The sequence below is a fragment of the Paenibacillus sp. J22R3 genome, from assembly GCF_056269305.1.
The window spans coordinates 430,620-456,217 of the sequence record NZ_JBWDNS010000003.1 but is presented as its reverse complement, the minus strand read 5'-3'; the positions used below and the strand labels follow the sequence as shown (position 1 = coordinate 456,217).

Sequence of the window (25,598 nt, the reverse complement as noted above, 5' to 3'; positions counted from 1 at the left end):
ACGGAGGGATTATAGATGGGGCGAATTCGATTTGCAATTGTTGGCGGCGGCTGGCGTACGGAGTTTTATCTGCGCATTGCCAAGGAGCTGCCCGAACAGTTTGAAGTAAGCGGTGTCGTAGTCCGAAATGAAGAGAAAGCCAAGAAGCTGGCCGCCATTTGGCAAGTACCTGTGTACCGCACCACTGCCGCGATGCTGGAGCAGGCCGACCCGCTGTTTGTCGTGTCGTCGGTACCATGGGATGCGAACCCGGGCGTAATCGAAGAATTAGCACAGGCAGGAATGCCGGTTCTATCCGAGACGCCGCCGGCACCTGATGTAGAAGCACTTATTCGTCTGAATGAGAAGTTTGGCGACAGCCGCATTCAAGTTGCAGAGCAATATCTGTTTCAGCCGCTTCACGCAGCGCGCATTGCAATCGCGCAGTCCGGTAAGCTCGGAACGGTGTCGCAAGCACAGGTATCGGCCGCGCACGGATATCATGGTATTAGCCTATTGCGCCAATTACTTGGCATTACGTTCGAGAATGCAGTCATCCAAGCTTCACGGTTTCGTTCACCGCTGGTGAATGGACCTGGCCGAGATGGCGATCCGAAGGAACACAAGCTTATTGAGTCCGACCAAGTCATTGCTTCGCTCGCTTTTGATGGCAAACTAGGAATCTATGATTTCACAGGGGATCAATACTTCTCATGGATTCGCAGTCAGCGTCTGCTGGTGCGCGGAGAGTCCGGTGAAATCAACAATAAGGAAATCCGTTACTTGAAGGATTATTTGACACCGATAGAGATGGAGCTTCGCAGACAGAATGCAGGGGAGAACGGGAATCTCGAAGGCTATTATTTCAAAGGCATCCTTGCCGGTGAAGAGTGGGTCTATCGCAATCCGTTCACTCCGGGCCGTTTGACGGATGATGAAATCGCGATTGCAACCTCACTTGCGAAGATGGCTGATTATGCGAATGGCGGGCCAAGCTTCTACAGCTTAGCAGAAGCATCGCAGGATCATTATTTGAGTATTAAGATCAATGAAGCGCTCGAAACAGGCAGGCCGGTACAAACGGAAACACAGCCGTGGGCTGCTGCGAATACCCGATAATACAAGGTATACTACGATATACAAAGAGTCAGCTGAGAACCTATGGTTCTCATGCTGGCTTTTTTTTACATCCATACAGCTTACTTAATTGCAGTGCAAAATTTTTGTAAATGAGTGATAATGTGACAAAAGGCAACAGGATCCAGTAGCAGAAGGGGAAAGTCGAGGGGATGGGTCGCCTATGAAAACGAAGTTTAGATTGGCAAATCTGCATGTGTATCAGAAGGTTATTCTTATTTTCATCTTACTGATTGTTCCCCTGCTCCTAATCAATCTGCGTATGAATACAACAGGCGCATCCTTCATCAAGAAGGAATATACGAACTCGATTAACTCCAACGTAAAGTTCTATTCCCGTCAGCTCAATGATCAAATTGCATTTATCCGTAATTTGCAGCTTCAGTTCATGAATGATTCTGATCTGCAGAAGCTGAGCTTCATTGGTAAGAGATTAGAAGGCTACGAACAATTTCAGCTCGTGAATCACGTGCGGGAGCGGCTGTTATTGATTCAGAACTCAAGTGAATTTCTAGTAAACAGCGGTGTGTACGTGAAGTCGCTGGATAAGACTTTTTCAGTCAGGGCCGGTATTAGGGATCTGCCTAACGCGGAATACGAGGCAATAGCTTCATACCGAGAGTCCGATCAGACACAACCATTCTACAGCAAAGGCGGCAGGCTGTACTTTATTGCTTCGAGCAACAACGGCAGAATTGTTTCGTATATGGAAATTTCGAAGCCGAAGCTTGAAGAGACGCTGCGCCGATTTGTTGAGAACTATGAGGATTCCGGCGCTGCGCTGACCAATGATGATTTTACAACCACGATCGCCGTGAAAATGGACCAAGATATTTTCAGCCAAATTCAGAAGCACGTTACTAGTACTGGCAACAGCAATACCACGTTGGCGGATCCCATCCGTACGGATACGCTGAGGCTCGGCAAGCATAAGTATCTGATTACATCCAGCGGTATTGAGATGTTCGGGATGACGATTTTCACTTATATCAATCAGAACGAAGTGCTCGGGCCGATTCGGACGTTCAATTTCTGGTATATTATCTTATCCACGGTTTCCGTAGGCGTTCTGATTGTCTTCTCCTTCTCGGTCAACGTCATGATTCATCGGCCGCTTAAGCGATTGATTCAAGCCTTCAAAATACTGGAAACCGATAATTTGAATATATCCATTCGTCCGCAAGGGGATATTGAATTCGGTTATCTCTACCGAAGCTTCGACCGTATGGTAGACAAGCTTAGAGGCTCCATTCAAGAAAATTATGAACAGAAAATCGCCCTGCAGCACTCCGAATTAAAGCAGCTCCAATCCCAAATCAATCCCCATTTTCTATACAACAGCTTCTTCAATATCTACATGATCAGCAGAAGCGGTGATGCTGAGAATGCGGCGACGCTGGCACAAAGGCTCGGCAGCTACTATCAATTTATTACACGCAGCGGCAGTGACGAGGTCACGCTGGAACAAGAATATCGGCATGCGGTGGATTATTGCGACATTCAGGGAATTCGGTTCTCGAATCGTATAAACATTGAAGCTGCTGTACTTCCTGAGGCATGTAAGTTTCTGTTGGTACCACGGTTATTGATTCAGCCGGTTGTGGAGAATGCCTTTGAGCATGCCTTCGAGGATGGCATGAGACGGGGGAATGTCGCCGTCACAGTGGGATACGAGGACAATACGCTGTGCATTTCCGTCGAAGATGACGGTGAAGCCTTATCGGACGAAGCGCTTCAACTGCTTCGCGAACGGCTTGACGATGTTTCTGCGACACAAGAGAAGACAGGATTATTCAATGTGTGCCGGCGCATCCGGCTCAAATTCGGGCAGAGCAGCGGCATCTTTGTGTCTCGCAGCGCACTCGGCGGGCTAAAGGCTGACATTATCATTCACTTTAACGAGATGGGAGTTTGAGAGATTCCATGTATCGATTACTCATTGTAGACGATGAACCAGCTATCGTTGACGGCCTTGTGCAGCATTTTCAGAATGTGGAATCGTTAGAGCTCGATGTATGTAAAGCGTATTCGCCTCTTGAAGCACTCGCCATTGTGAAGAAAACCAAGATCGATCTGGTTATCAGCGACATTCGGATGCCGGGGAAGAGCGGCTTGCAATTGTCGGATGATATTCTCTTCTACTGGCCGGCTTGCCGAATCATCCTGTTAACGGGATATAGCGAATTCGACTATGTGTATAGCGCCATTCAGAAGAATATAGACAACTACATTCTGAAAACCGAAGGCATCGAAACGATCGTGGCCGCAGTTCATGCTGCGATCGACAAGCTGGATCAAGCGAACCAAATGCAGGCAGCGCTTGAGCAGGCCAAGCAGCAGTTAACGGTCGCAGAGCCCCATCTCAAGAAACAGTTTTTTGAAGCGCTGCTGCTCGGGGAGAAAGCACTCGATCTCTGGCAGACTCCTTATTTTGCAGGACTGACCATGAGATTGAGCAGGCCGGACAATGTGATGATGATCGTCGGAAGGATGGATCGTTATGATCACGTGCCCACCTACACCGATAAATTAAATCTGCACCTGTCCATTCAAGAGGTGCTGCAGCAGCAATTGCCATCCCACTTTCATGTGGAGTCGGTTGTGCATGACTCCTCTTTACTCGTATGGTTTATTCAGCCTGCGGAAGAAGCGGGCATGTTTAAGAACGGTGAGGGGTTCACGCAATGGGCAGATATCTCGGAGTATCTAAAAGGGATGCTGGAGCCCGTTCAAGATCAATGCCGCATCGCATTGAATGCGGACGTATCGTTTGCGATCAGCCGCGCAGCGGTGGAATGGGACGGGGCGGCAGCGGAATTCGAACGATTGAAGTCGTCGATGAAGAAATGCTCGCTCTTCGGTCAGCCCATGTCCATTATTCATCTGGGCGATATGGATGAAGTCATTCAGGCAGAGCGGCCGCATCCATCAGCGGAGCTGTCCACGGGGATGTTCAACAAGCAGCTCGATGCCTTGCAGCGGAGCTTGGAAATCGGTGATGAGGCGACAGCTACAAAGCTGACTTCGGAGCTCTATGCCCATGTTGAGGTGAATCTCTCTTCGAATTCCCTTATTGGCATGGAACGATATTATCAATTCGTGCTCGTTATTATTACGCAAATGACGCAGGTTCGCCCCTCGGGAGAACAGGATGAAGAAGCATGGACACTTGACCTTGGCGCGTCCGAGGAGCAGCTGTTAGCGCTTGTCCATAAGCTATGTGCGCAGAAGAAGGAACAGCAGAATAAAGGCGAGCATCTCATTATTGAACGGATTCACCGGTTTATCGCCGAGCATTTAGGCCGTGATCTGTCGCTGGCGAGAATAGCGGAGGCGGTTTATTTTAACCCTTCGTATCTCTCCCGGTTCTATAAACAGCTGACAGGACGGACGCTGTCTGACTATATGAATGCGACAAGAGCAGATGCCGCGCAGCACATGCTGGAGGAAACGCAGATGAAAGTGAATGAAATTGCGCTGCGGCTCGGCTTCGAATCTCCGTCGTATTTCACGGCCTTTTTCCGAAAAATGACGGGCAGCACACCGCAAGAATATCGGGAATCGGTCCTATTGCGAAGAGATCGTAAAGAAAACAGAAGCATGTAAAGATGTTTATAGAGCGAGCCCCCTGCCGCTCACCTTATGATGAAATAGCAAGGTCAAACGCAGTGAACAACAATTTCTATGGGGGGAAACAAAATGAACAGATGGGCAAGTTCTTTTCTGATTATCTCATTAATCGCCACCATGACCGCATGCTCAAGCAATGACGGCAACACTGCAAACGATCAAGCCGACAAGACAGACAACGCAATCGCGACAGACAATGCAACTACAACAACTACTGAAAAGACTGACGATGCAGCTACGGAGAACGTTGACCCGCTGGGCAAATATGCGGAACCATTAACGGTAACGGAAGTACTCGGGTACGGTCCGCCGGAAGATCCGAAGACACCATCCGGTCTGACGCCGGAACAGAATGCGTACCTGAAGGATCTGAAGGAACAGCTGAATATCGATTTGAAATACAAATGGACGGTGCCAACGGACCAGTACGAGCAGAAGTTCTCGCTATCCATTGCTTCCGGGGATTTGCCGGATATCATGGATGTCGACATTCGCAACTTCGAGAAGTTTAAGACGCAGGGTGTCCTGGCTGACTTAACGGACGCTTACGAGAAATATGCTTCACCGACGCTGAGAAAGTTTATGGAATCCGATGGCGGGCAAGCGATGAAGTCACTGACCTCGGATGGCAAGCTATACGGTATTCCGGGCTTCGAAGAGCCCTTCTTATCGACGCAGATTCTATGGATTCGCGCCGATTGGTTGAAGAACGTGAACCTGGAAGCTCCTAAGACGATCGATGATTTAGAGAAAATCGCAACCGCTTTCGTGAATAATGATCCGGATAAGAATGGCAAGAAGGATACGTACGGCCTGGCGCTGCAGAAGAACATCGTCAACTGGGGATTCGATACTCGCGGCCTGTTCTTCGGCTTTAATGCGTATCCGAGCGGATGGATTAAAGGCACCGACGGCAAGCTGGTGCCGGGCGAGATTCAGCCGGAGATGAAGCCTGCGCTGAGCAAGCTGCAAAGCTGGTATAAGAACGGCATTCTCGATAAGGAATTCGCGCTCAAAGACGAGAACAAGGTCGTCGAAGATATCGTCGGCAGTAAAGTCGGCATGCTGTACGGCGAATGGTGGCTCCCGAACTGGCCGCTTAATCTGAACAAAGATGCGGATCCGAATGCAGAATGGATTTGCGTACAAATTCCGTCCCTTGACGGCTCCCCGGGTAAGTCGCTTGTACCGAAAGTGCGCATGGGACATATCGTTGTCGTAAACAGCAAGTTCAGCAACCCGGAAGCTGCCATTAAGATGATCAACTTCTATATCGAGATGAACACGAAGGCGCATTACGACACGAACAAGCCGGAGAATGGCTACGTGTATAACTGGTTCGTGCCGCGAATTTACAATCCGGTTGAAATTCAAACGATCCATGATGAAGTCAACAATGCGGTTGCAAACAAGCTGAATTCGGTAAGTGAGGATATTCCGTATTACGTCAACATTCAGAAGCCGCTCGAAGCCACGCAGAAATTCCTTGCAGGCGACAAAACCGGATGGGGACTCTATTCCAGCCGTGTTTCCAAAGACGGAGGCTGGGGTCTTACGAGTCAAATTCGCGATAGTCAGCAATTTGTCTACAACGAGTTCTACGGCTCCGCAACGGAATCGCAGGTCGAGAACGGCGCGCAGCTGGATAAGCTGATGAATGAAACGTTTACGAAGATCATTATGGGCGAATCGATCGACAGCTTCGATAAATTCGTCAGCAGCTGGAAAGCGCTCGGCGGTGACGATGTAACGGCAGAAGTGAACGATTGGTACAGCAACGCATCGAAATAATGAGAATGGCAGAAACGGCGGAAGACGCTAACGCAAGTGAGCAGGTACGTGAGCGAGCTATCGAGCGTCTTCCCCGCTGCTTCTTACAGGAGGCGGAACCTTGATGAAACAGCAGACAATGCGGAGAAGCCGGTTCATACGGCAATTGCCATTCCATATCATGCTTATACCCGGTATCATCGTTACGCTCATTTTTGCCTATGGCCCGATGTTCGGAATCGTCATGGCCTTTCAGAAGTTCGATCCTGTGCTTAGCTTCTGGAAATCCAAATTCGTCGGCTGGAAAAACTTCCGATACATGTTTCACCTGCCGGATATGAATCAAGTCATCTGGAATACCGTGGTTATATCCGTTCTCAAGATCGCTTTTGGGCTGGCTATCCCGCTTATTCTTGCCTTATTGCTTAATGAGCTTAGCAGAGACTGGTTTAAGCGCATCATTCAAACGAGTATTTTTCTGCCGTTCTTCCTCTCGTGGACGGTGCTTGGCGGTGTCATTCTGGAGCTGTTTTCCTTGAAAGGGCCGATCAATGATTTGCTCGCCGGCACGGGGATCGAACCGATTATGTTCATGGGACAAGGGGATTGGTTTCGGGCCATCATTGTAGGTTCTGAGGTTTGGAAGGGCATGGGCTACAATATGATTATTTTCCTGGCAGCCATTGCCGGGATCAATTCAAATTTGTATGAAGCGGCCGAAGTGGACGGAGCGGGAAAATGGAAGCAGGTTGTCCATATCACGCTGCCGGGAATGGCGCCGATTATTATATTGCTCGCTACGCTTAGCTTAGGCAATATTCTGAATGCCGGATTCGATCAGATACTGATCCTGTACAACCCGGTCGTCTATGAGAGTGCGGATATTCTCGATACGTTCGTCTACCGGCTCGGAATCTTCAACCAGCAATACGCGCCTGCAGCGGCTGTCGGACTGTTTAAATCCGCGATTTCTTTAGGATTGGTAGGCTTATCCTATTACTTGGCTTATCGGTTCACCAAGTATAGAATCTTCTAAGAGACTGGGGGAGATGACATGGTTTATCGAGCATCATGGGGCAGAGTCCTGTTCATGGTTGTGAATACGATCGTGTTGATTGCAGTGACGCTGCTCGGCATATTACCGTTCATCCATCTGCTTTCAGTCAGTTTAAGCTCTAACATCGCCGCAGTGGCTGCACAGGTTAAGCTATGGCCCGTCGGATTTACATTAGATGCCTATCAATATTTAGCGCAAAAGGTGGAGTTTATTCGTTCCTTGAAAGTATCCTTGGAGCGCGTTATTCTCGGCACGGCACTCAGCATGTTTCTGACGATCATCACCGCTTATCCGTTATCGAAGAGCAGAGAACAGTTTGATTTCCGAACGCTGTATGTATGGTTCTTCGCGATTACGATGTTTTTCGGCGGCGGCTTGATTCCGACTTATATTGTCGTCAAAGAAACCGGATTGATTAATAGCATCTGGTCGCTGATTATCCCCAGTGCACTCAATGTATGGAACATGGTGATGCTGTTAAACTTCTTCCGTAACATTCCGAAGGATATGGAAGAAGCGGCTACCATTGATGGAGCAGGCCAGTGGGCCATTCTTCTACGCGTCTATCTTCCGGTGTCGCTGCCATCGCTTGCGACTATATTATTGTTCACGATCGTCGGTCATTGGAACTCGTGGTTTGACGGCATCTTGTACATGAACTCACCGGAGAAGTATCCACTTCAGACATACTTATCGACACTGGTGACATCTATTAATAAAGCAGCGATATCTATCGACGACTTGAAGCGGCTCGAAGAAGTCAGTGAGAAAACATTACGAACGGCGCAAATTTTCTTAGGCGCTTTGCCGATTATGCTGGTTTACCCGTTCCTGCAGCGTTATTTCATCAAAGGGATTACGGTTGGTAGTGTAAAAGAGTAGGAGATGAGCGTCTGATGAGCAAAGTGAAGATTGCCTTAATCGGAGCGGGACTGCGCGGACAAAATTACGTCGATTATGCGCTGGCACATCCGGACGAGATGGAAGTTGTAGCGGTAGCCGACCCCAACCATGATCGGCGAGGTCGTTTGATGCAGCGTCATGGGGTAGATGAGCGCATGGGTTACGACGACTGGCGCGAATTGCTGGCGCAGCCGAAGCTTGCGGATGCCGTGCTGATCTGTACGCAGGACAAGATGCATTACGAGCCGACGATGAAGGCGCTTGACGCGGGTTATCATGTTCTGCTTGAGAAGCCGATGTCGCCGGATCCGCATGAATGCTTGGAGATGGGGGCGAAAGCGCAGCAGTCGGGGCTCATCTTCTCGATCTGCCATGTGCTTCGTTATACGAATTTCTTCCGTACTGTGAAGAGGCTGATCGCCGAAGGTCAGATCGGTCAGCTGATGTCGATTCAGCATAATGAGAATGTAGGTTATTGGCATCAGGCACATAGCTTCGTTCGCGGCAATTGGCGCAATGCCGAGGAGTCGAGTCCGATGATTCTGGCAAAATCTTGCCATGATATGGACATCTTGTTATGGCTGGCTGGAGATGATTGTACACGCCTGTCCTCTTTCGGCTCCCTCTCTTACTTCAATGCTTCCAATGCTCCGGAAGGCGCACCGAAGCGATGTACGGATGGTTGCCCGGTGGCGGATGAATGCTTATATTATGCGCCTAATGTCTACCTCGGGGACGCGGAAAGCTGGATGGCGGCGGCCATTAGTGATGATCCAAGTCCTGAAGCAAGGCTTAGAGCTTTGCAAGAGGGGCCGTATGGACGCTGTGTGTATCATTGCGATAATAATGTGGTGGATCATCAGGTCGTGAACATGGAGTTTGCGAATGAAGTGACCGCTGTTTTCACGATGAGTGCATTTACGCAAGAATGCAGCCGAACGCTGAAGCTGATGGGTACGAAGGGCGAGATCCGTGCAGCTATGGATAAGAATGAGATCGAGCTGATTCGCTTCGGAGCGCTTGCACCGGAGAAGATTTCACTTGAAATGCCCGGCGGACATGCGGGTCATGGCGGTGGAGACTATGGTTTAATGAGCGACTTTATCGGAATCCTGAAGTCGGGCGGCGGTGCGGGCGATAGTCTCACTTCTGCAGCCAAATCGGTGCAAAGCCATATGATGGCATTTGCTGCGGAGGCATCTCGTTTAGAGAAACGCGTCATTGAGCTGGCTGCGTTTAGTGGGTGAAGGGCGGCACCACCAGTCGCATCAGGCCTGCACATATGCACCAAAAAGGACCGCCACAATAGTGCCATGTGCACGATTGAGGCGGTCCTCTTGTAGCTGCTTCTTATACTCGTTTCACCATGCGGCGGTAATCGCTATCGCCGATGCGCAGCATGTCGTCTTCCTCGTAGCCGCTTGCGAGATAAAGCCGGTAAGCCCGCTCGTTATAGGTTTCGACGATTAGCGCCACGCGCTCGAAGCCGAGCTGAGCCGCGCGCTGCTCGGCGGCTGCCATTAGAAGCTTGGCAATCCCTTGTCCGCGAAATTGCTCCGCTACGGCCAACGCGTCCAGATAGAACTCGCCGTCTCTTGCCTCACGGATAATAACGCTGTGTTCTTGGCCAGGCATGCCATGAAGCTTCGCCAGGAAAGGCTCGTCCAGCTGCGCAGCATCGTTACCGGAATAAGCCACGACCATGCCTGCTATGCGGCCATCCTGTTCGGCGACGATGACATTGCCCGAGCTGACTCGATTGCCCGTCTGCTTGTAGAAGTCGGTCAACAGCGCTGTCGCCTCGACTTCATCCGATGCGCCTGTAAGCAGATAAGCAATCTCACCGATCGCTTCGAGCAGCAGCGGAATAACCTCCGGGGCGTCGTCTCTTGCTGCAATACGCGTAATCACTGCGGTAACACTCCTTGTGAAGCGATTATTTTCCGAGTAGAAACTCTCCCAATACATCCACGATAATCTGATGATCCAGCTCGCCCGGCAGACCGGAGGCTGTGATTGTCCCAACTACACCGACATTCTTGATGATAAGCGGAAAGGAGCCGCCTTCAGCTGCATAATCCTTAGGATCAAGGTGAGAGGATTCAATGGAGTTACCGTTTGCTTTGAACTCGACATGCATGAAGTAAGAGCTGTGACCGAAATGATGAACAACGTTACGTTTACGCTGAATCCACTGATCGTTGTTTGCGTTTGTTCCGTTCATTTTACTATGGAATAATAGCTCGCCGTTTCTTACGATTGTGACCGCGATCGCTTTGTCTTCTTGCTGCGCTCTTTCAATGATCTTAGTACCGATCTCAAAAGCGGTTTCGTTCGTAAACGTGGAGAATTGAAGCTCGTTCTCCTGATGTTGCAACTGCTCTAGCAAAGCTTGGTATTCACTCATATGTAGCACTTCCTATCGGCTGATTTTTTCACCTCTAATACTATGCTTTAACCTAGGCTTCGTCAAACTTGGGGCCGTGTTGCGGCACGCAATGGCATGGTCTATTCGGACAATTGCTTAGGCAGGAATGGACTTCCGGTGCTCGAATAGGATGGGATAGAGGACGACCTGATTTCCTCACATTGAAGGAGTGATCGGAAGTGCCGGAATTTACGCAGGGCAGCTATGGAGGAGAATCGATACGATTAGCTAACGAGCATATGCGGATTGACGTGCATAAGAGATTGACCGGATGGGGATGGGCGGAAGTATTTTCGGCAGATGAACGGTTTATGGGGGTGCTGGAGCATTTCGGTGAGGTGCTGCTGCGAGATCAGGAGATTCCGATTCGAATGGAATCGGCCTCGTACGAGCGGACGCAATCAGAAGAAGGAGAGTCGCTGACGTTCAAAGTGAAGGCGCTGGTCGTGCAGCAGAAGCTGAAAGGCACTTCATTTGATACATGGATCCAATATCCTTTCGATGCGGCGTTGATGGATGGGGAAGTAAAGCTGACGTTATTGCGCGATCAGCCTGTATTGAAGCTGGCTTATTCGTTTGTCTCGCATTATAACTTGTTTGTCCGTTATGTCAGAGGGCCGTGGGTTAAAGTCGGTGCGGATTCTTTCGGAGCGAACAAAACAGATGCCATCTTCCCCGGCGTGGAATGGCTGGAGGGGGAGGAGTGGTCGAGCGGCACTGATTGGTTCAAGGACCCGTGGGCGCTCAGAGTCGCGCCGCATCCGAATAAGGTGGCTTTCCCGGTGATGGCGGTCAGTCATGAAGGTACGGCAGTTGGCCTGTCATGGGACCCGGCGCTGCATGCAACCCGCTGGTTCAACTACCGCACACATGTGCAGCAGCCTGTATTCGCATCTCCGAATTTCATAGACAGACGGAATCATCATCTGCTCGGGCTAATGGTGCCAGATGCTCAAACCGAGCATGCGGAGAATCAAATTTATGCTGCAGAACCATTGGAGCTCCATCCGCAGCAGGTGGTTGCTTGGAACGCTGAGCTTGTCGTCATTCCGGGGCGATCACTCGATGTGATGACGGATTGGATCACTCGCTCCGGAGGGCTCCCTGCACCTGCCACGCCTAGGTGGTCCTATGAGGAAACGCTTGATCGCATCGCACAAGCCTATAATGCGCGATATTGGCAGGAAGGACAAGGCTTCGGAACACCGCAGTACGAGAAGGGATATTCGCACCGAGTACCGCGTTTCGCAGAAGCTTACATAGAACGCCGCAAAGGGACGGCGATAGCCTCTTCGCTGCAGGAGAAAGTCAACGAATGCAAGGCGATGGAGGCGGCGGCTTCGGGGAGCAACGGGAGTACGGTCGACACAAGTGAATTGTCGGCCGATGACCGTTTATTGCAAAAAGGTCTGGAGCTGCTTTCCCATCAAAGGAAAGACGGTGCATTTCCCTTCGATCCGGATGGGCGGCATTATATGAAGGATGATTTTGTCGTGGCGCGGGCCTTTCTGGAACCGATGGGTCATGCCGGGGATACGGCGCTTGATCTGTGCGTTACGCCAGCGATCGAGCTGCTTCGCCTGTGGAAAGCGACCGGCGATGAGCGCTTAAAGGAAGGCGCGCTGCGTGCCATCGACTATTGCTTGCCGATGACAAGGCCGGAAGGCGGCGATTTCTGGGAGACGCCTCTGCATAGTCCGAACCTGTTCGCGGCAGGCCATGCCGCTATCGCGAATTGGCTTGCTCATCTGGCAACAGGCGAGCAAGTCTATAGGGACAAGGCTGTGTACTGGATTCGTTCTGTGCTCCCTTTCACCCATCTATGGCAGCCTGCGGATAAACCGATGCTGTACAACACGAAGCCGTGTTTTTGCTCAAGCGATTGGTATTTTGCCAATTGGGTGCGCGATCATGTGCAGTGGGAAGTGCTGGAAACGTTTGCGGAGTCCTATAGACTCGGCATCGACTGGGCGGCCATTGATCCGGCCATCGATTGGACGCGTTACCGGGAAGGGATCACGAATGCCGCGATGCGCTGGATGATCGATCACCGGGATGCGACGTGGATGCCGCATAATTTGCAGCATACGAAGGTGTATTACGATCGGGGCTTGCTCGATGATTGCTTCGCGGATACGCATAATTCGGTCACCGGCTTGTATGGCGGGATGGCGATTATGCCGGATGCGATCGCTGTCAACTTGCTGGCGATGACGGAAGGTTAAGATGAAGCCCACAGTTGCGGTCTGCACTGTGGGCTTCTATTTGTCTTGCTTGATTCGGAGCATGCCGCTATGATCATTCCTAGAGTAATTATGGGAAGAATGCCTAGTGATTGCGGATAGGAGGACTCATCGGAATGAATAAATTGAACACGCTCGGTTCCCGATTTATTTTGTTATTCTGCGCGATTACGATTCCGCTGTTAATCATCTTGTTCCTCGTAGGGAGCTACGCGAAGAGCGTCGTGCTCACCCAGGTGGCGAATTCCTATCAGAATCTGGTGAACTCCAACTTGAATATGATCGACAGAAGCTTGGAGGATATTACGACGAATATGGTGGATATCGTGAATAACAGCGATGAGTTCCAGCGATTCGGCCAGCCGGGATTAACCGATTCGGATTATTATTTTGCACAGATGGAATTGATCCACCGCAATTCGACCTATCAATCGTACTATCATACGGTCGATATGTTCTTCGTTTATTCGATGCCGAATGCTGCTCTTTATTCCACGAACCTGGTCGGCGCGGCTTCGGGTTATTATGAACCGGTCAGGGCATGGATCGACAGCTCGTTCCAGCGTCCGGATTTGCTCAAGCAGTATTTGTACAAGTGGTCGGTTATTCGAATAAAAGACCAATATTTCCTGTATCGGCTGGTCAGCGATGACTTAACGAACAATGCCTACATCGGCGCCATTATCAACATCAACAGCTTGAAGACGCCGCTGGGTAACTTGGATGTAAAAGGCGGCGCAGGCGTCTTAATTGTAGGCGATGACGGCAGCGTACTATCGAACCCTTCCGCACCGCTTTCTACGATTACGAAGCTGCCTCCGGACAATATCAAGGTAACCGGTTCTTTCACCGTGGAGGATGGAGCGTCCAAGCTGCTCGCGGTGAACAAGCATTCGGGGACTGCAGGCATCAGCTACGCAGTCGTGGTTCCGAACTCAGAGCTGCTAAGCGGTTTGAGCCGCTTTCAAGCCGTCATTAACTTCCTGCCGCTGCTCGTTTTTGCGATATTGGTGCTCTACTTATTTATTTTCCGCAACATACTATTCAATCCCATTCGTCATCTGCTTGGCGCCATTCGGAGAATTAAAGAAGGCGACATGAGCACGCGGCTGCCGAATTCGCAAATTGCGGAATTTGCGATCATTAACCATACGTTCAACAACATGGTCGAAGAGATTACCCATTTGAAAATCGACGTGTACGAGGAGAACCTGCGGGCGCAGCAAGCCGAGCTGAAGCATTTGCAAACGCAGATTAATCCGCATTTCTTCCTGAATACAATGAATATCATTTTCCAATTGGCAGATTTGAAGCGCAATGAACTGGTGAAGAAAACCGTTCGGCACATGGTTGAATATTTCCGGTTCAGTTTGCGGACGAAGCGCGATGCGATTACGCTCGAACAGGAGCTGGAGCATATTCGCAACTACTTGGAGATTCAGAAAATGCGATTCCAAGACTCGTTCTCCTTCGAGATTCACGTGCAGGATGACTTATTGCGCGCTAAACTGCCTTCTCTAATTGTGCAGCCGTTCGTAGAGAATGCGATGATTCACGGCATGAGCGTGAAGAACGCGCCGTTCATCCTGCAGTTGTCGGCACGGCGCGTACAAGGCGAGCAAGAGATGATGGAGATTGCTATTGAAGATAACGGCAAAGGCATGACGGCCGAGAAGTTAGCTGAATTGAACGATGACGGGTACGCCCCGGATTCGGAAGATAATCATATCGGGGTATGGAACGTGAAGAAGCGATTAACGATGCAATATGGAAACAAGGCTGAGTTGGGATTTTATCCGAATGAACGAAATGGCGTAAGGATTCGTCTCCTGCTGCCGATTGACTATGCGGAGGAGTGAGGTTTGCAGTGAAACGTTGTACGATGCTGATTGTCGATGATGAGAAGTTCGCCATTGAAGGCATTATGAATTGCAAGGATTGGGAGGCGCTCGGCATTGATGCGGTTTATGCGGCCGGCAGCGCTGATGAGGCTAGGGCTCTCATGCTGGAAAAGCCGGTCGATATTCTGATCTGCGATATCGAGATGCCTGATGAGGATGGACTTTCGCTGGTCCGCTGGGTGAAGGAGCAGTACCCGCTGACGGAATTTGTTTTTCTGACCTGCCACAGTGAATTTACGTATGCGAAGCAGGCGGTGCATCTTGGGAGCTTCGATTATTTGCTTAAACCGGTGGACAGCGATGAGCTGGCGCAGGTTGTCGAGCGCATGATCGAATCTATCCAAGAACGAAGAGAGCAGTCGGATTATAACGAGAAGTACCAAAAATATTACGCGTTATATAACAAACAGCAGCCGCTGCTGGTCGAGCATTTCTGGCAGGACATGCTATCGCGCCGGATTATGTCTTTCGGAGATTTTCTGGATCGAGCGCTGCAGGATGCTCAAGTCGCGCTGTCATCCGGCGATTATGTGCAGCCTATTCTGATCAGCCTGGAAGAGTGGACGAAGGTGCTGCTGGAGCGGGATCAGGAAATTCTGGAGTATGCGGTAAAGAAAGCGGCGGAAGAAATGCTGCTGGAAGGCCGGCGCGGACATGCGGTCATGGACAGGAATGGATTTCTGTTCGTGTTGGTGTACTGTGATCAAGGTGACGGAGATGGCAACGACAATGATAATGACGATGGTCCGGATGGCTGGGTTCAAGCAGCGGAGCGGTTCAAAACGGCTTGCCTGTCCTTCTTCTACTGTCAGATTTCCTGCTATATCGGGTATCGTGCGCCGCTGCAGGAGCTGCCGGGATTGTGCGACGGTTTGAAGGATATGGAGCGAAACAATGTGACAAAACCGCATTCGGTGCTGCTTTATAATAAGGCTGCGGTCGCGGCGGTGGTGGCTGCTTCGTCATCGAATGAGTCGGTGAGCATCAATATTGCCGAGTGGATGGGTGTGATCTCGAGCGGCAACCGCGATAAAGTGATTGCATTAATCGGGCAGCATGTGGCGAAGCTGGAGCAAAATCCGAATAGCTCGCCGAAGCAGCTTGAGGTGTATTTGCATGCGTTTTTGCAGGTGATCTATCATTTCCTATACGGCCGCGGTATCGCTGTCAGCCAGATCCCGAATTTCACGATGTGGTCAACGGCGCAGATTCGGACGCTCGCCCAGTTTAAGTATTGGGCTGTCCATCTGGTATCCGCAGTGATGGATACCGTGTTTCGCGATAAGGAAGCGGACGGCTTCGTGCAGAAAGCGATTTACTTCATGCGCGAGAACGTCGAGGAGGATATCTCCCGCGAGGATGTGGCCGCTTATGTGAATCTCAATCCGGCATACCTCTCCCGGCTCTTCAAGAAAGAGACGGATCGGAACTTGATCGATTATTTGATCGAAACGAAGGTGAACCGCGCGAAGCATCTGCTCGATACAACGGACATGACCGTCAGTGCAATCGCCCAGCAGGTCGGCTATTCGAACTTCTCGCATTTTACGAGGACGTTCAAGAAGCATACCGGCGTGAACCCGCAGGAGTACCGGAAGCAGTCTTAGTGGAGAGCGAGCGGTCGATCAATCAAATAGGGGATTAGAGAGACATGGCCGATGTTGGCCATGTTTTTTTATGTGTTTGGCTGTAGGCTGGGGCTGGGCGAGTGGAAATGTTGCCGGAAAAGCAGCATATGGCCGGGAATCGTGCGCGATATTGGGAAATGTTGCGCGAAAGGCAACATTTCCAGCACCAATGGGCTTATACATTCGAGAAAAAGCAAAAATGTTTCAGATTGTGCAACAACTCGCAGGATATCGCGCCAATTACCGGGAAATGCTGCACAGAAAGCAATATTTAACATGTCAGTGGGCTTTTACAGCCCGAAATATGAGCAGCACCAACACCAAACGGCATCAGCCGTTTTTTTCGCATGTCCATGTGAAGATGTCACAAATCGACTAGGCGAGGGTGACAAAAACGGTAGGGGCGTAATCGGATTCTCGGTATGATGATCACATCAACAAGCAACAGGATGGTGAACAGCATGGGAGCAGATCAGCCGCTTACAGCGGCGACGGCAAGTAAGAAAGTTAAAAGGAGAGCGGGCCATACGTTTCGGGCGCTGCTGAAATATCACGCGCTCTGGATATTAGCCTTACCCGGTATATTACTGCTGCTGATTAATAATTACATGCCGATGTTCGGCATATTCCTCGCATTCAAGAGCTTGAACTTCTCCAAGGGCATCTGGGGCAGCGACTGGGTCGGCTTCGATAACTTCAAGTTTCTGTTTGCTACCAATGACATTTGGCGCATTATCGCAAACACGGTGCTGTACAATATCGCTTTTATCGTGATCAATACGGCCCTCTCGATTCTGCTCGCGCTATTGCTCAATGAGGTGAGAAGCAAGTTGCTGTCGAAGTTTTTCCAAAGCTCAGTGCTCCTGCCGCATTTCATTTCGATGGTGGTCGTGGCCTATCTCGTGTTCGGCTTCCTCAACCCGGATCTCGGGTTCATTAACAAAGCGATTCTGGAGCCGTCGGGGCATGAGGCCGTCTCGTGGTATATGTCACCTACGTACTGGCCGTATATTCTGATCATCGTGAACAGCTGGAAGTCGGTAGGTTTCGGTTCGATCATCTACTTGGCGACGATCGTCGGAATCGATAAGGAATATTACGAGGCGGCAATGATTGACGGAGCCGGGAAGTGGAAACAAATGACGAAGATAACGGTTCCGTTTCTGATCCCAATTATGATCATTCTCACGCTGCTGTCGATTGGCCGAATTTTCAATGCGGACTTCGGATTGTTCTATCAGGTGACCATGAATTCAGGCATGTTGAAGGATGTCACAGAGGTTATCGATACTTACGTGTACAACGCGCTGCTAGTCTCCGGAGATACCGATTTAGCGTCATCGGCCGGATTGCTTCAGTCGGTTATCGGATTTATTTTGGTCGTGTCGGTCAACATGATAGTGAAACGAGTCAGCAGTGATAAAGCTTTATTTTAAAGGTGGGAGAGCATGAACAACAGCAATCGGACGAACCCGATCATCATCGTATTCTTTATCATTGTCAGTCTGGCGAGCTTGCTTCCGTTCTGGCTCATCCTCATGGTGTCGCTTACGGGTCAAAATGCACTAGTCAAATACGGTTACAGCTTCTGGCCTCAAGATTTCGATCTCGCCGCTTACCGCTTCCTCATGCATGATGCGGAACCGATCCTTCGTGCATATGGCGTTTCGATATTCGTCACCGTTGTCGGTACGCTCGTGAGTTTGTTCGTTACCTCGGCGTTAGCGTATACCTTGTCGCGGAATGATTTTCCGTTCCGCAATTTACTCAGCTTCTACGTACTGTTCACGATGCTATTCGGCGGGGGATTGCTCCCATGGTACCTCGTATATACGAAGTTCTTGCATTTGCAAGACACGCTTCCGGCTCTCATCATCCCCGGTTTACTCGGCGGATTCAACGTGTTCATTATGCGGACGTATTTCACGACCAGCATCCCGCCATCCTTAGTGGATTCGGCGCAGATCGACGGGGCTAGCGAATATCGGACGTACTTCAGCATTATTTTGCCGCTGTCGCTTCCGGTGCTTGCGACGATTGGATTATTCGTCATCGTGACGTACTGGAATGACTGGTTCACAAGCTTGGTGTTTATCAACAATGACAGGCTGTACAACCTGCAATACTTCCTCTACAACACGCTCATGAATGCCCAATATCTGCAGGCTATTGCGAACAAAGCGCATATTGATGCGTCGTCCACGCAAATCCTTCCGCTGGAAGAGCTGCAGATGGCGATGGCGATTATCGCGGTGCTGCCGATTGCGATGGTGTTCCCGTTTTTGCAAAAGTATTTTGTGAAAGGCCTAACGGTAGGCGCTGTGAAAGGCTGAATTCGGCAACAGCCGATTTAGTATATAGACATCATATAGAGCATTCATTATGGGAGGTTACAGAAAATGAAACGTGTATCAAAAGGATCCTTCGTTCTGTCATCGCTGCTCCTTTCGCTCTCACTCGTAGCGGCTGGCTGCTCCAGCGGCAACAACAATGCAGCTAACAACGAGAAGCCGGCGAATCAGGCTCAAGAGAGCACGAACACCAACACGGGCGCCACTAATACGACCGAAGCACCGAAAGCGCTGGAGCCGTACGAGGTTGTCATGGTTTATCCCGATGGCAAGCAAAATGACCTTGGCGTCGTGCAAACCGCGATGAACGATTACTTGAAACAAACCTATCCGGATATGAATATGACGGTTAAGCTGAACCCGATCGATTGGAGCGCCTACGCCGACAAGACGAACCTGATGATGTCCTCCGGGCAGAAGTTCGACTTGATCTGGACGGCAAACTGGATGAACTTTGATGCACAGGTGAACAAAGGCGGACTGCTTCCGCTAGATGATTTACTTGCTCAGAACGCGCCGGATATCGAGGCAATCGAAGGCAAGTTCCATGATGGCGCACTGCGCAATGGCAAAATCTATGGCGTTCATGTGCATCAAGAGCTGGGCAATCCACAAGGCGTCGCGATCAGCAAAGCACTCGTAGATAAGTACAACCTGGATCTGAGCGCGCTGAAATCCGGCGAGTTCAAAGACCTTGGACCCATCTTGAAAACGATCAAGGAAAATGAGCCTGGCGTAACGCCTGCCGTTGGACCTTCGTTCCCGCTTGGCGCTTACTACGGTTCCGGCAGCACAGCGAATATCGTTGGCCCGGTTGGGCTTGATCTGAGAGATACGGATCCGAACAACACGTACAAAGTCGTGAATACCTATGCCACTCCACGTTATATGGAGCTTGCGAAGCTGACGCGTGAATGGTTCAAAGCCGGCTATATCAACAAGGATGCAACAACGCCTGGCGTAGATATTTGGAAGAAGTTCCAAGCCAAGACGGCATTCGCATCCATCGGCAGCGACTTGGATATCCTGGCAGGCACCGAAATCGGCTTACCACAGCTGATGCCAAGCAAAACAAGCAGCGTAGGCAGCGACATCATTCAAGTGCCGCTTAATATCGATAGATTGCAAACAACGAAGCTGGCTGCTACGATGCAAGGGATTTCGCAAACCTCGAAGGACCCTGCCCGTGCCATGATGCTGCTTAACCTGTTCTACAAAGATCAGCAGCTGCTGAGTCTGTTCAACTTCGGCGTGGAAGGTACACATTATGTGCTGAAAGACGGTCAGGTTGCGCTGCCAGATGGCAAAACACAGGATACAGTCGGCTTCTATCACGACAATATGTGGCAGATCGGGAACCAAATGCTTAACTACACTCGTGTAGGCGAAGATCCGAATAAGTACAAAAACTATGAAGAATTTAACCAGAAGGTATCGAGCAATCCTTCGCCAATCCTAGGTTTCGTGTTTAACTCTGAGCCTGTGAAGAACGAGCTGATTGCCGTTAGCAAAGTACAAAGCACATTCGATCCGGGTCTGCAATCGGGTCAGCTTGATCCGGAGGTTGAAATTCCGAAGCTGATCAAGAAGCTCAAAGGCGCAGGCATTGACAAAATCATTGCCGAGGCGCAAAAACAGCTAGACGAATGGCGTGCAGCAAACGGAAAGTAAGGATTACAACCAGGGGGGTATAATCCAAGTGATTATACCCCCTCACTTTTCAAACCGGTCATATACAATCCTTTCACCGGTATAACTAACAGGATGGTGTTCATAGATGATTAAAGTAACCGTTTGGAATGAATATTTGCATGAAATCAATAATCCCAATGTAGCGGCTATTTATCCGAAAGGCATTCACGGCGCACTGGCGGAAGGCTTGTCCAGTGAGCAAATAAGCGTTCGGACAGCGACACTTGCGGAGCCGGAGCACGGCTTGTCCGAGGAAACGTTGGCGAATACCGATGTGCTTATTTGGTGGGGACATCTGGCGCATGATCAAGTGGACGATGCGATTGTGGAGCGGGTATACGAACGGGTTTTGAAAGGCATGGGACTTATTGTTCTGCATTCCGGCCACGCTTCCAAGATTTTCGCAAAGCTGCTTGGAACCCCGACAGGGCAATTGAAGTGGCGTGAAGCCGATGACAAAGAGCGCATCTGGGTCATCGATCCTGCGCATCCGATCGCAGCGGGAATCGGGGAGTACATTGAGCTGGAGAAAGAAGAAATGTACGGTGAGCATTTCCATATCCCGGCTCCGGATCAGCTCGTATTCGTTTCGTGGTTCGAGGGCGGAGAAGTGTTCCGAAGCGGCGTTACGTACAATCGCGGTCAGGGCAAAATCTTCTACTTCCGTCCGGGTCACGAAACGTATCCGACCTACTACAACGAAGAAATTCTTCGTGTTATCAAGAATGGCGTGCATTGGGCGGCTCCAAGCGCGACGGCTGCTCCGGTATACGGTCATTCGGCACCGCTGGAGCCGATTTCGGTGAAGGCATAGTGGTTACGGGAAAGGGGGAGCAGCGATGAGCAAGTTTCGCATTGGTTTGATAGGTCTTGGCGGCATGGCAAACGCTCATATCCGCTGGTTGGCTGATGAAGGCGAGCGGTTCGAAGTCGTGGCTGTGAGCGATGTAAGTTCGGAGGCGTTGACGCGAGTCGGCAGTCAACTCGGCCTTGATGAAGGCAAACGATATGCCGACTTCAACAAGCTGGTTGAGGACCCGGAAGTAGATGCCATCGTATCGGCAACGCCGAACCATGTTCATGCGGCTATCATTCATGCTTGTTTGAAGGCGGGCAAACCGTTCATGGCGGAGAAGCCGTTTACACGCGTGTTTGAGGAAGCGGGACCGCTGCTTGAGCTGTATAAGCAGCAGCCGGTAGCGGCAATGATTGGCTTTACGTACCGTTACACGCCTGCTTTCCGATACGCCCGTGAACTCGTGCTGCAGGGCAAGCTCGGAACGATTCGCAGCTTCTCTGTGCAATATTTGCAGGGCTGGGGAGCGGCGCAGTATAAGGTTCCTTATGTTTGGCGATTCGATAAGAACATTACCGGGACAGGTACGCTTGGCGACCTCGGTTCGCATATGATCGACTTGGCGCGTTTTCTGTTCGGCGAGTTCGAGGAGCTGTCTGCACAGCTGAAGACGATTATTACGGAACGTCCCGATGCGGCGACAGGACAGATGGTTCCCATCGAAGTCGATGACTTTGCCAGCTTCCAAGCGCGGATGACAGGTGACGTGATGGGTGTTTTCCAAACATCGCGTAACGCGATCGGCTCGGGCAACCAGCACGAAGTATCCATCTATGGCGACTTCGGCACCATCCACGCCTCCACGGAAAATCCGGATAAACTGATCTGGATCCGCGAGGAGGAGCCGGGTCAGCTGTCCAGATCGACGCTTGATGTGCCGAGCTCGTGCAAAGTCTCCCAATATTCAGATTTCCTAGCGATGCTGGAAGGCAAGGAGCCAAACGGTCTGCCGGGCTTTATGGACGGTTACCGCAATCAAGAGGTGCTGGATGCAATCATCCGTGCGAGTGAGACGAAGACGGTAGTACGCTTATAAAACTCAACTCATGAGCAAATAGAAACGCTCAAAGAGCCGTAAAGTTGTCGCTCTTCGTATTATTAGGTCAACCTTAATTTACAGGTTGGCCTTTTTTAATTCTAACGAACCGTACGGGCCTTATTTGATCATAAAGTAGCGGTTTGAAATTCTAACGAACCGTACAGGCGCTATTTTGACAAAATCTCGTGCATATCAGCTATTTCGACTAAATAAGGTCTCTGTGGTTCGTTAGAATAATTGAGGCGCCCTTTTCTCTCAAATAAGGCCTCTACGGTTCGTTAGAATAGCGAGGGAAATGTCTAGAGACCTCTCCAGGAGAAAGTTTTATTCAATTAGGGTGAGATTTGTAATCGGTTCCATGAAACTCGTATTCATAGGATAGGAGAGCGCTTATGATGGATGGAGACTCATTAAGGGGGAATCAGTATGAGCCAGCAATCGTATAGTCAATCGTATTCGGGGAGTCATAATTCTCATATCGCTTTTCCGCTTGGCGGAATCGGAGCGGGGATGTTCTGTCTGGAGGGAACGGGGGCAATGTCCCATTTCTCTTTACGTCATGCACCAGATATCACGCACGAGCCTATCATCTTTTCCGCCGTATGTGTCAAAGGGGAGCAGGGCAATATTGCGAGAGTCATGGAAGGCCTGGTTCCTTCTTGGAAGATCTACGGCAATAAAGCGGAGTCGATGAATCCCGGCAGCGGGTTGTTCGCTAAACATTTCGGCTTGCCGCGCTTTGACTACAGCACGTTTCATGCAAGGTTTCCTTTTGGCACTGCTCAGCTGCATGATGATCGGCTGCCTGTCGAGGCGTCGATTACAGGTTGGAGTCCGTTTATTCCCTTACATGCAGATGACTCGAGCTTGCCCGCAGCGGCGCTCGAAGTTACGCTGACCAACAGGACGGATCATCCTGTCGAGCTCGTGTATTCCCTTCATGCATCCAACTTTATGGCATTTAATAAATCGACGAAACAACGGGTATACAGCTCGAAGTCAGGCAAAGGTTTTGTACTTGAGCAATCGGCGGCAGAAGGAAAGCCATGGGAAGAAGGATCATTCAGTGCCTTCACGGATCATCCGAACGCCACAGCCGACTGCGCTTGGTTCCGAGGTGGGTGGTTTGATTCGTTAACGATGGTTTGGAACGCGATTAAAGAAGGCCAAAGTGTGGAAAATCCTGAGGTAACGGAAGGGAAGCCAAGTCCGGGTGGGAGTCTGTACGTTCCACTAACGCTAGCGCCTCATGACCGGCAGGTCGTTCGAATCATGCTATCGTGGTATGTGCCGGAGACAAACCTAATTGAAGGTGTAGAAGGAGCTAAACATGCGGATTGGACCGGAGAATATCATAAGCCCTGGTACGCCGGTAAATTCGCTGCCATTTCGGAAGTTTCCGAGTACTGGTTCAGCCATTATGATTCGCTTCGTGAAAGAAGCTTGAAATTTAGCGATACGTTCTATGGAACCTCGCTTCCTGCGGAAGCCAAGGATGCCATAACCGCGAATTTGACGATTCTGAAGTCGCCTACCGTCTTGCGCCAGACGGATGGCCGGATGTGGGGCTGGGAAGGGCAGCAGCTCCATGAAGGCAGCTGCAGCGGTTCATGTACGCATGTCTGGAACTACGCGCAAGCGGTGCCGCATCTGTTTCCGGATTTGGAGCGCAGCTTACGGGTTACGGAATTTACGGATGGACAGGATGAACGCGGGCATCAGAATTTCCGGGTACCATTGCCCATTCAGCCGGCAAGCCACAAGTATCACGCGGCTTCGGATGGCCAGTTAGGCGGCATCATGAAGGCATATCGTGAATGGAGAATCAGCGGGGATACCGAGTGGCTCCGGAAGTATTGGCCGCAAATCAAGCAAAGCTTGACGTATTGCAAGGAGCTTTGGGACCCCGATGGCATTGGCGTTCTAATCGAGCCGCATCACAATACGTACGACATCGAATTCTGGGGACCGGACGGCATGTGCTCTTCCATCTATATTGGCGCGCTTAAAGCAGCTTCGCTCATGGGCGAAGCGTTGGGAGACACTTCGAACGAATACGAAGAGCTATATCGCAAGGGCAGGACGTATATGGAGCAAGAGCTGTTCAACGGCGAATACTTCGAGCAAAAGATTATTTGGCAAGGGCTTCGTGCACCGAATCCTGCCCGATTGGTTCCTCAAGGGAATGATAACTTTAAGGCGGCCGAGACATTGGAAGGGCCTGAAGCTTGGAATGTCAACTACTCCAGGGAGGCACAAGAGCTGCTGCAGCAGGAAGGGCCGAAATATCAATATGGAAAAGGCTGCTTGTCCGATGGGGTCATCGGAGCGTGGATCGCGGAAATGTGCGGGCTTGGGGATATCTTGGATCGCGATATGATCAAGTCTCACTTGCTAAGTATCTATACGTACAATCTTAAGCGCGACTTGTCCGAGCATGCCAATCCGCAGCGATCCGGATTTGCGCTCGGCAGAGATGGCGGACTGCTGCTTTGCACGTGGCCGAAGGGGGGGCAGCTGTCGCTCCCGTTCGTATATAGCAACGAAGTCTGGACCGGTATCGAATATCAAGTCGCCTCGCATTTAATGTCGGTTGGCTGTGTGGAGGAAGGGATGGATATTGTACGTGTTTGCCGCGACCGTTACGACGGAAGCGTAAGAAATCCTTTCGATGAGTACGAGTGCGGGCATTGGTATGCTAGAGCAATGGCCTCTTATGGCATCCTCCAAGGCTGGAGCGGTATTCGGTACGATGCGGTGGAGCGCGTACTCTACGTTTCACCGAAGGTTTCGGGAGACTATAGCAGTTTCTTGTGCACAGCCTCCGGATACGGAATTGCCGGAATTCGGGGCGGTGAAGTATTTGTTGAAGTAAAGGATGGCACGATAGAAGTAGATGAGATTCGCTTGGCTTTAACGTAATAGGAGTTCAATTCGATGTCTCATCTGTAGGTTGGTGAACGCCGTTTCACCAATTAAAGCTT

Annotated in this window: 19 protein-coding genes; 17 read left to right on the top strand and 2 right to left on the bottom strand. The window is 50.5% G+C overall.

What is annotated here, in order from left to right; genetic code table 11:
- Positions 1 to 15 precede the first annotated feature (15 nt).
- The 7 genes from AC0YN4_RS16865 (at position 16) to AC0YN4_RS16835 (ending at position 9,723) form a co-directional block, all read left to right on the top strand.
- Positions 16 to 1,098, top strand: a complete 1,083-nt coding sequence (locus AC0YN4_RS16865) for a Gfo/Idh/MocA family protein (protein WP_475782246.1) — start codon at positions 16 to 18, stop codon at positions 1,096 to 1,098.
- Between the two features lie 181 nt (positions 1,099 to 1,279).
- Complete coding sequence (locus AC0YN4_RS16860; RefSeq protein ID WP_475836232.1) at positions 1,280 to 3,031, top strand: sensor histidine kinase; 1,752 nt, start codon at positions 1,280 to 1,282, stop codon at positions 3,029 to 3,031.
- 8 nt (positions 3,032 to 3,039) lie between these two features.
- On the top strand, positions 3,040 to 4,722 hold the full coding sequence (locus AC0YN4_RS16855; protein WP_475836231.1) for a response regulator transcription factor: 1,683 nt from the start codon (positions 3,040 to 3,042) through the stop codon (positions 4,720 to 4,722).
- A gap of 93 nt (positions 4,723 to 4,815) precedes the next feature.
- Entirely contained in the window at positions 4,816 to 6,537 is a 1,722-nt protein-coding gene (locus AC0YN4_RS16850; protein WP_475836230.1) for an extracellular solute-binding protein, read from the top strand.
- 103 nt (positions 6,538 to 6,640) lie between these two features.
- Entirely contained in the window at positions 6,641 to 7,552 is a 912-nt protein-coding gene (locus tag AC0YN4_RS16845; RefSeq protein ID WP_475836229.1) for an ABC transporter permease, read from the top strand.
- An 18-nt stretch (positions 7,553 to 7,570) separates the two neighbouring features.
- The gene (locus AC0YN4_RS16840; RefSeq protein WP_475782242.1) at positions 7,571 to 8,455 is read left to right on the top strand and encodes a carbohydrate ABC transporter permease; all 885 of its coding nucleotides are present in this window, start codon (positions 7,571 to 7,573) and stop codon (positions 8,453 to 8,455) included.
- 14 nt (positions 8,456 to 8,469) lie between these two features.
- Entirely contained in the window at positions 8,470 to 9,723 is a 1,254-nt protein-coding gene (locus AC0YN4_RS16835) for a Gfo/Idh/MocA family protein (RefSeq protein ID WP_475836228.1), read from the top strand.
- Positions 9,724 to 9,826: 103 nt separating this feature from the next.
- Here the strand turns inward: AC0YN4_RS16835 and AC0YN4_RS16830 are convergent, their stop codons facing one another.
- On the bottom strand, positions 9,827 to 10,387 hold the full coding sequence (locus AC0YN4_RS16830) for a GNAT family N-acetyltransferase (RefSeq protein ID WP_475782240.1): 561 nt from the start codon (positions 10,385 to 10,387) through the stop codon (positions 9,827 to 9,829).
- 25 nt (positions 10,388 to 10,412) lie between these two features.
- Positions 10,413 to 10,883 carry a heme-degrading domain-containing protein gene (locus tag AC0YN4_RS16825; protein ID WP_475836227.1) on the bottom strand — a complete coding sequence of 157 codons (471 nt, stop codon included), beginning with the start codon at positions 10,881 to 10,883 and terminating at the stop codon, positions 10,413 to 10,415.
- A 200-nt stretch (positions 10,884 to 11,083) separates the two neighbouring features.
- On the opposite strand from AC0YN4_RS16825, the gene AC0YN4_RS16820 reads away from it, so the two are divergent.
- The 10 genes from AC0YN4_RS16820 (at position 11,084) to AC0YN4_RS16775 (ending at position 25,536) form a co-directional block, all read left to right on the top strand.
- A complete protein-coding gene (locus AC0YN4_RS16820) occupies positions 11,084 to 13,129 on the top strand; it encodes a hypothetical protein (RefSeq protein WP_475836226.1) in 2,046 nt (681 codons plus the stop codon).
- A gap of 134 nt (positions 13,130 to 13,263) precedes the next feature.
- Positions 13,264 to 15,006 carry a sensor histidine kinase gene (locus AC0YN4_RS16815; protein WP_475836225.1) on the top strand — a complete coding sequence of 581 codons (1,743 nt, stop codon included), beginning with the start codon at positions 13,264 to 13,266 and terminating at the stop codon, positions 15,004 to 15,006.
- A gap of 8 nt (positions 15,007 to 15,014) precedes the next feature.
- Positions 15,015 to 16,655: a response regulator gene (locus AC0YN4_RS16810; protein ID WP_475836224.1), complete on the top strand. Its 1,641-nt coding sequence runs from the start codon at positions 15,015 to 15,017 to the stop codon at positions 16,653 to 16,655.
- A gap of 76 nt (positions 16,656 to 16,731) precedes the next feature.
- Positions 16,732 to 17,055, top strand: coding sequence for a hypothetical protein (locus AC0YN4_RS16805; RefSeq protein WP_475836223.1), 324 nt, complete (start codon positions 16,732 to 16,734; stop codon positions 17,053 to 17,055).
- A gap of 70 nt (positions 17,056 to 17,125) precedes the next feature.
- Positions 17,126 to 18,112 carry an ABC transporter permease gene (locus tag AC0YN4_RS16800; protein WP_475836222.1) on the top strand — a complete coding sequence of 329 codons (987 nt, stop codon included), beginning with the start codon at positions 17,126 to 17,128 and terminating at the stop codon, positions 18,110 to 18,112.
- A 12-nt stretch (positions 18,113 to 18,124) separates the two neighbouring features.
- Positions 18,125 to 19,009: a carbohydrate ABC transporter permease gene (locus AC0YN4_RS16795; RefSeq protein ID WP_475836221.1), complete on the top strand. Its 885-nt coding sequence runs from the start codon at positions 18,125 to 18,127 to the stop codon at positions 19,007 to 19,009.
- 66 nt (positions 19,010 to 19,075) lie between these two features.
- Positions 19,076 to 20,698, top strand: coding sequence for an ABC transporter substrate-binding protein (locus AC0YN4_RS16790; protein ID WP_475836220.1), 1,623 nt, complete (start codon positions 19,076 to 19,078; stop codon positions 20,696 to 20,698).
- A 106-nt stretch (positions 20,699 to 20,804) separates the two neighbouring features.
- Entirely contained in the window at positions 20,805 to 21,533 is a 729-nt protein-coding gene (locus AC0YN4_RS16785; RefSeq protein WP_475782232.1) for a ThuA domain-containing protein, read from the top strand.
- 25 nt (positions 21,534 to 21,558) lie between these two features.
- Complete coding sequence (locus tag AC0YN4_RS16780) at positions 21,559 to 22,611, top strand: Gfo/Idh/MocA family protein (RefSeq protein ID WP_475782231.1); 1,053 nt, start codon at positions 21,559 to 21,561, stop codon at positions 22,609 to 22,611.
- 429 nt (positions 22,612 to 23,040) lie between these two features.
- On the top strand, positions 23,041 to 25,536 hold the full coding sequence (locus AC0YN4_RS16775) for a GH116 family glycosyl hydrolase (protein WP_475782230.1): 2,496 nt from the start codon (positions 23,041 to 23,043) through the stop codon (positions 25,534 to 25,536).
- Positions 25,537 to 25,598: the final 62 nt, after the last annotated feature.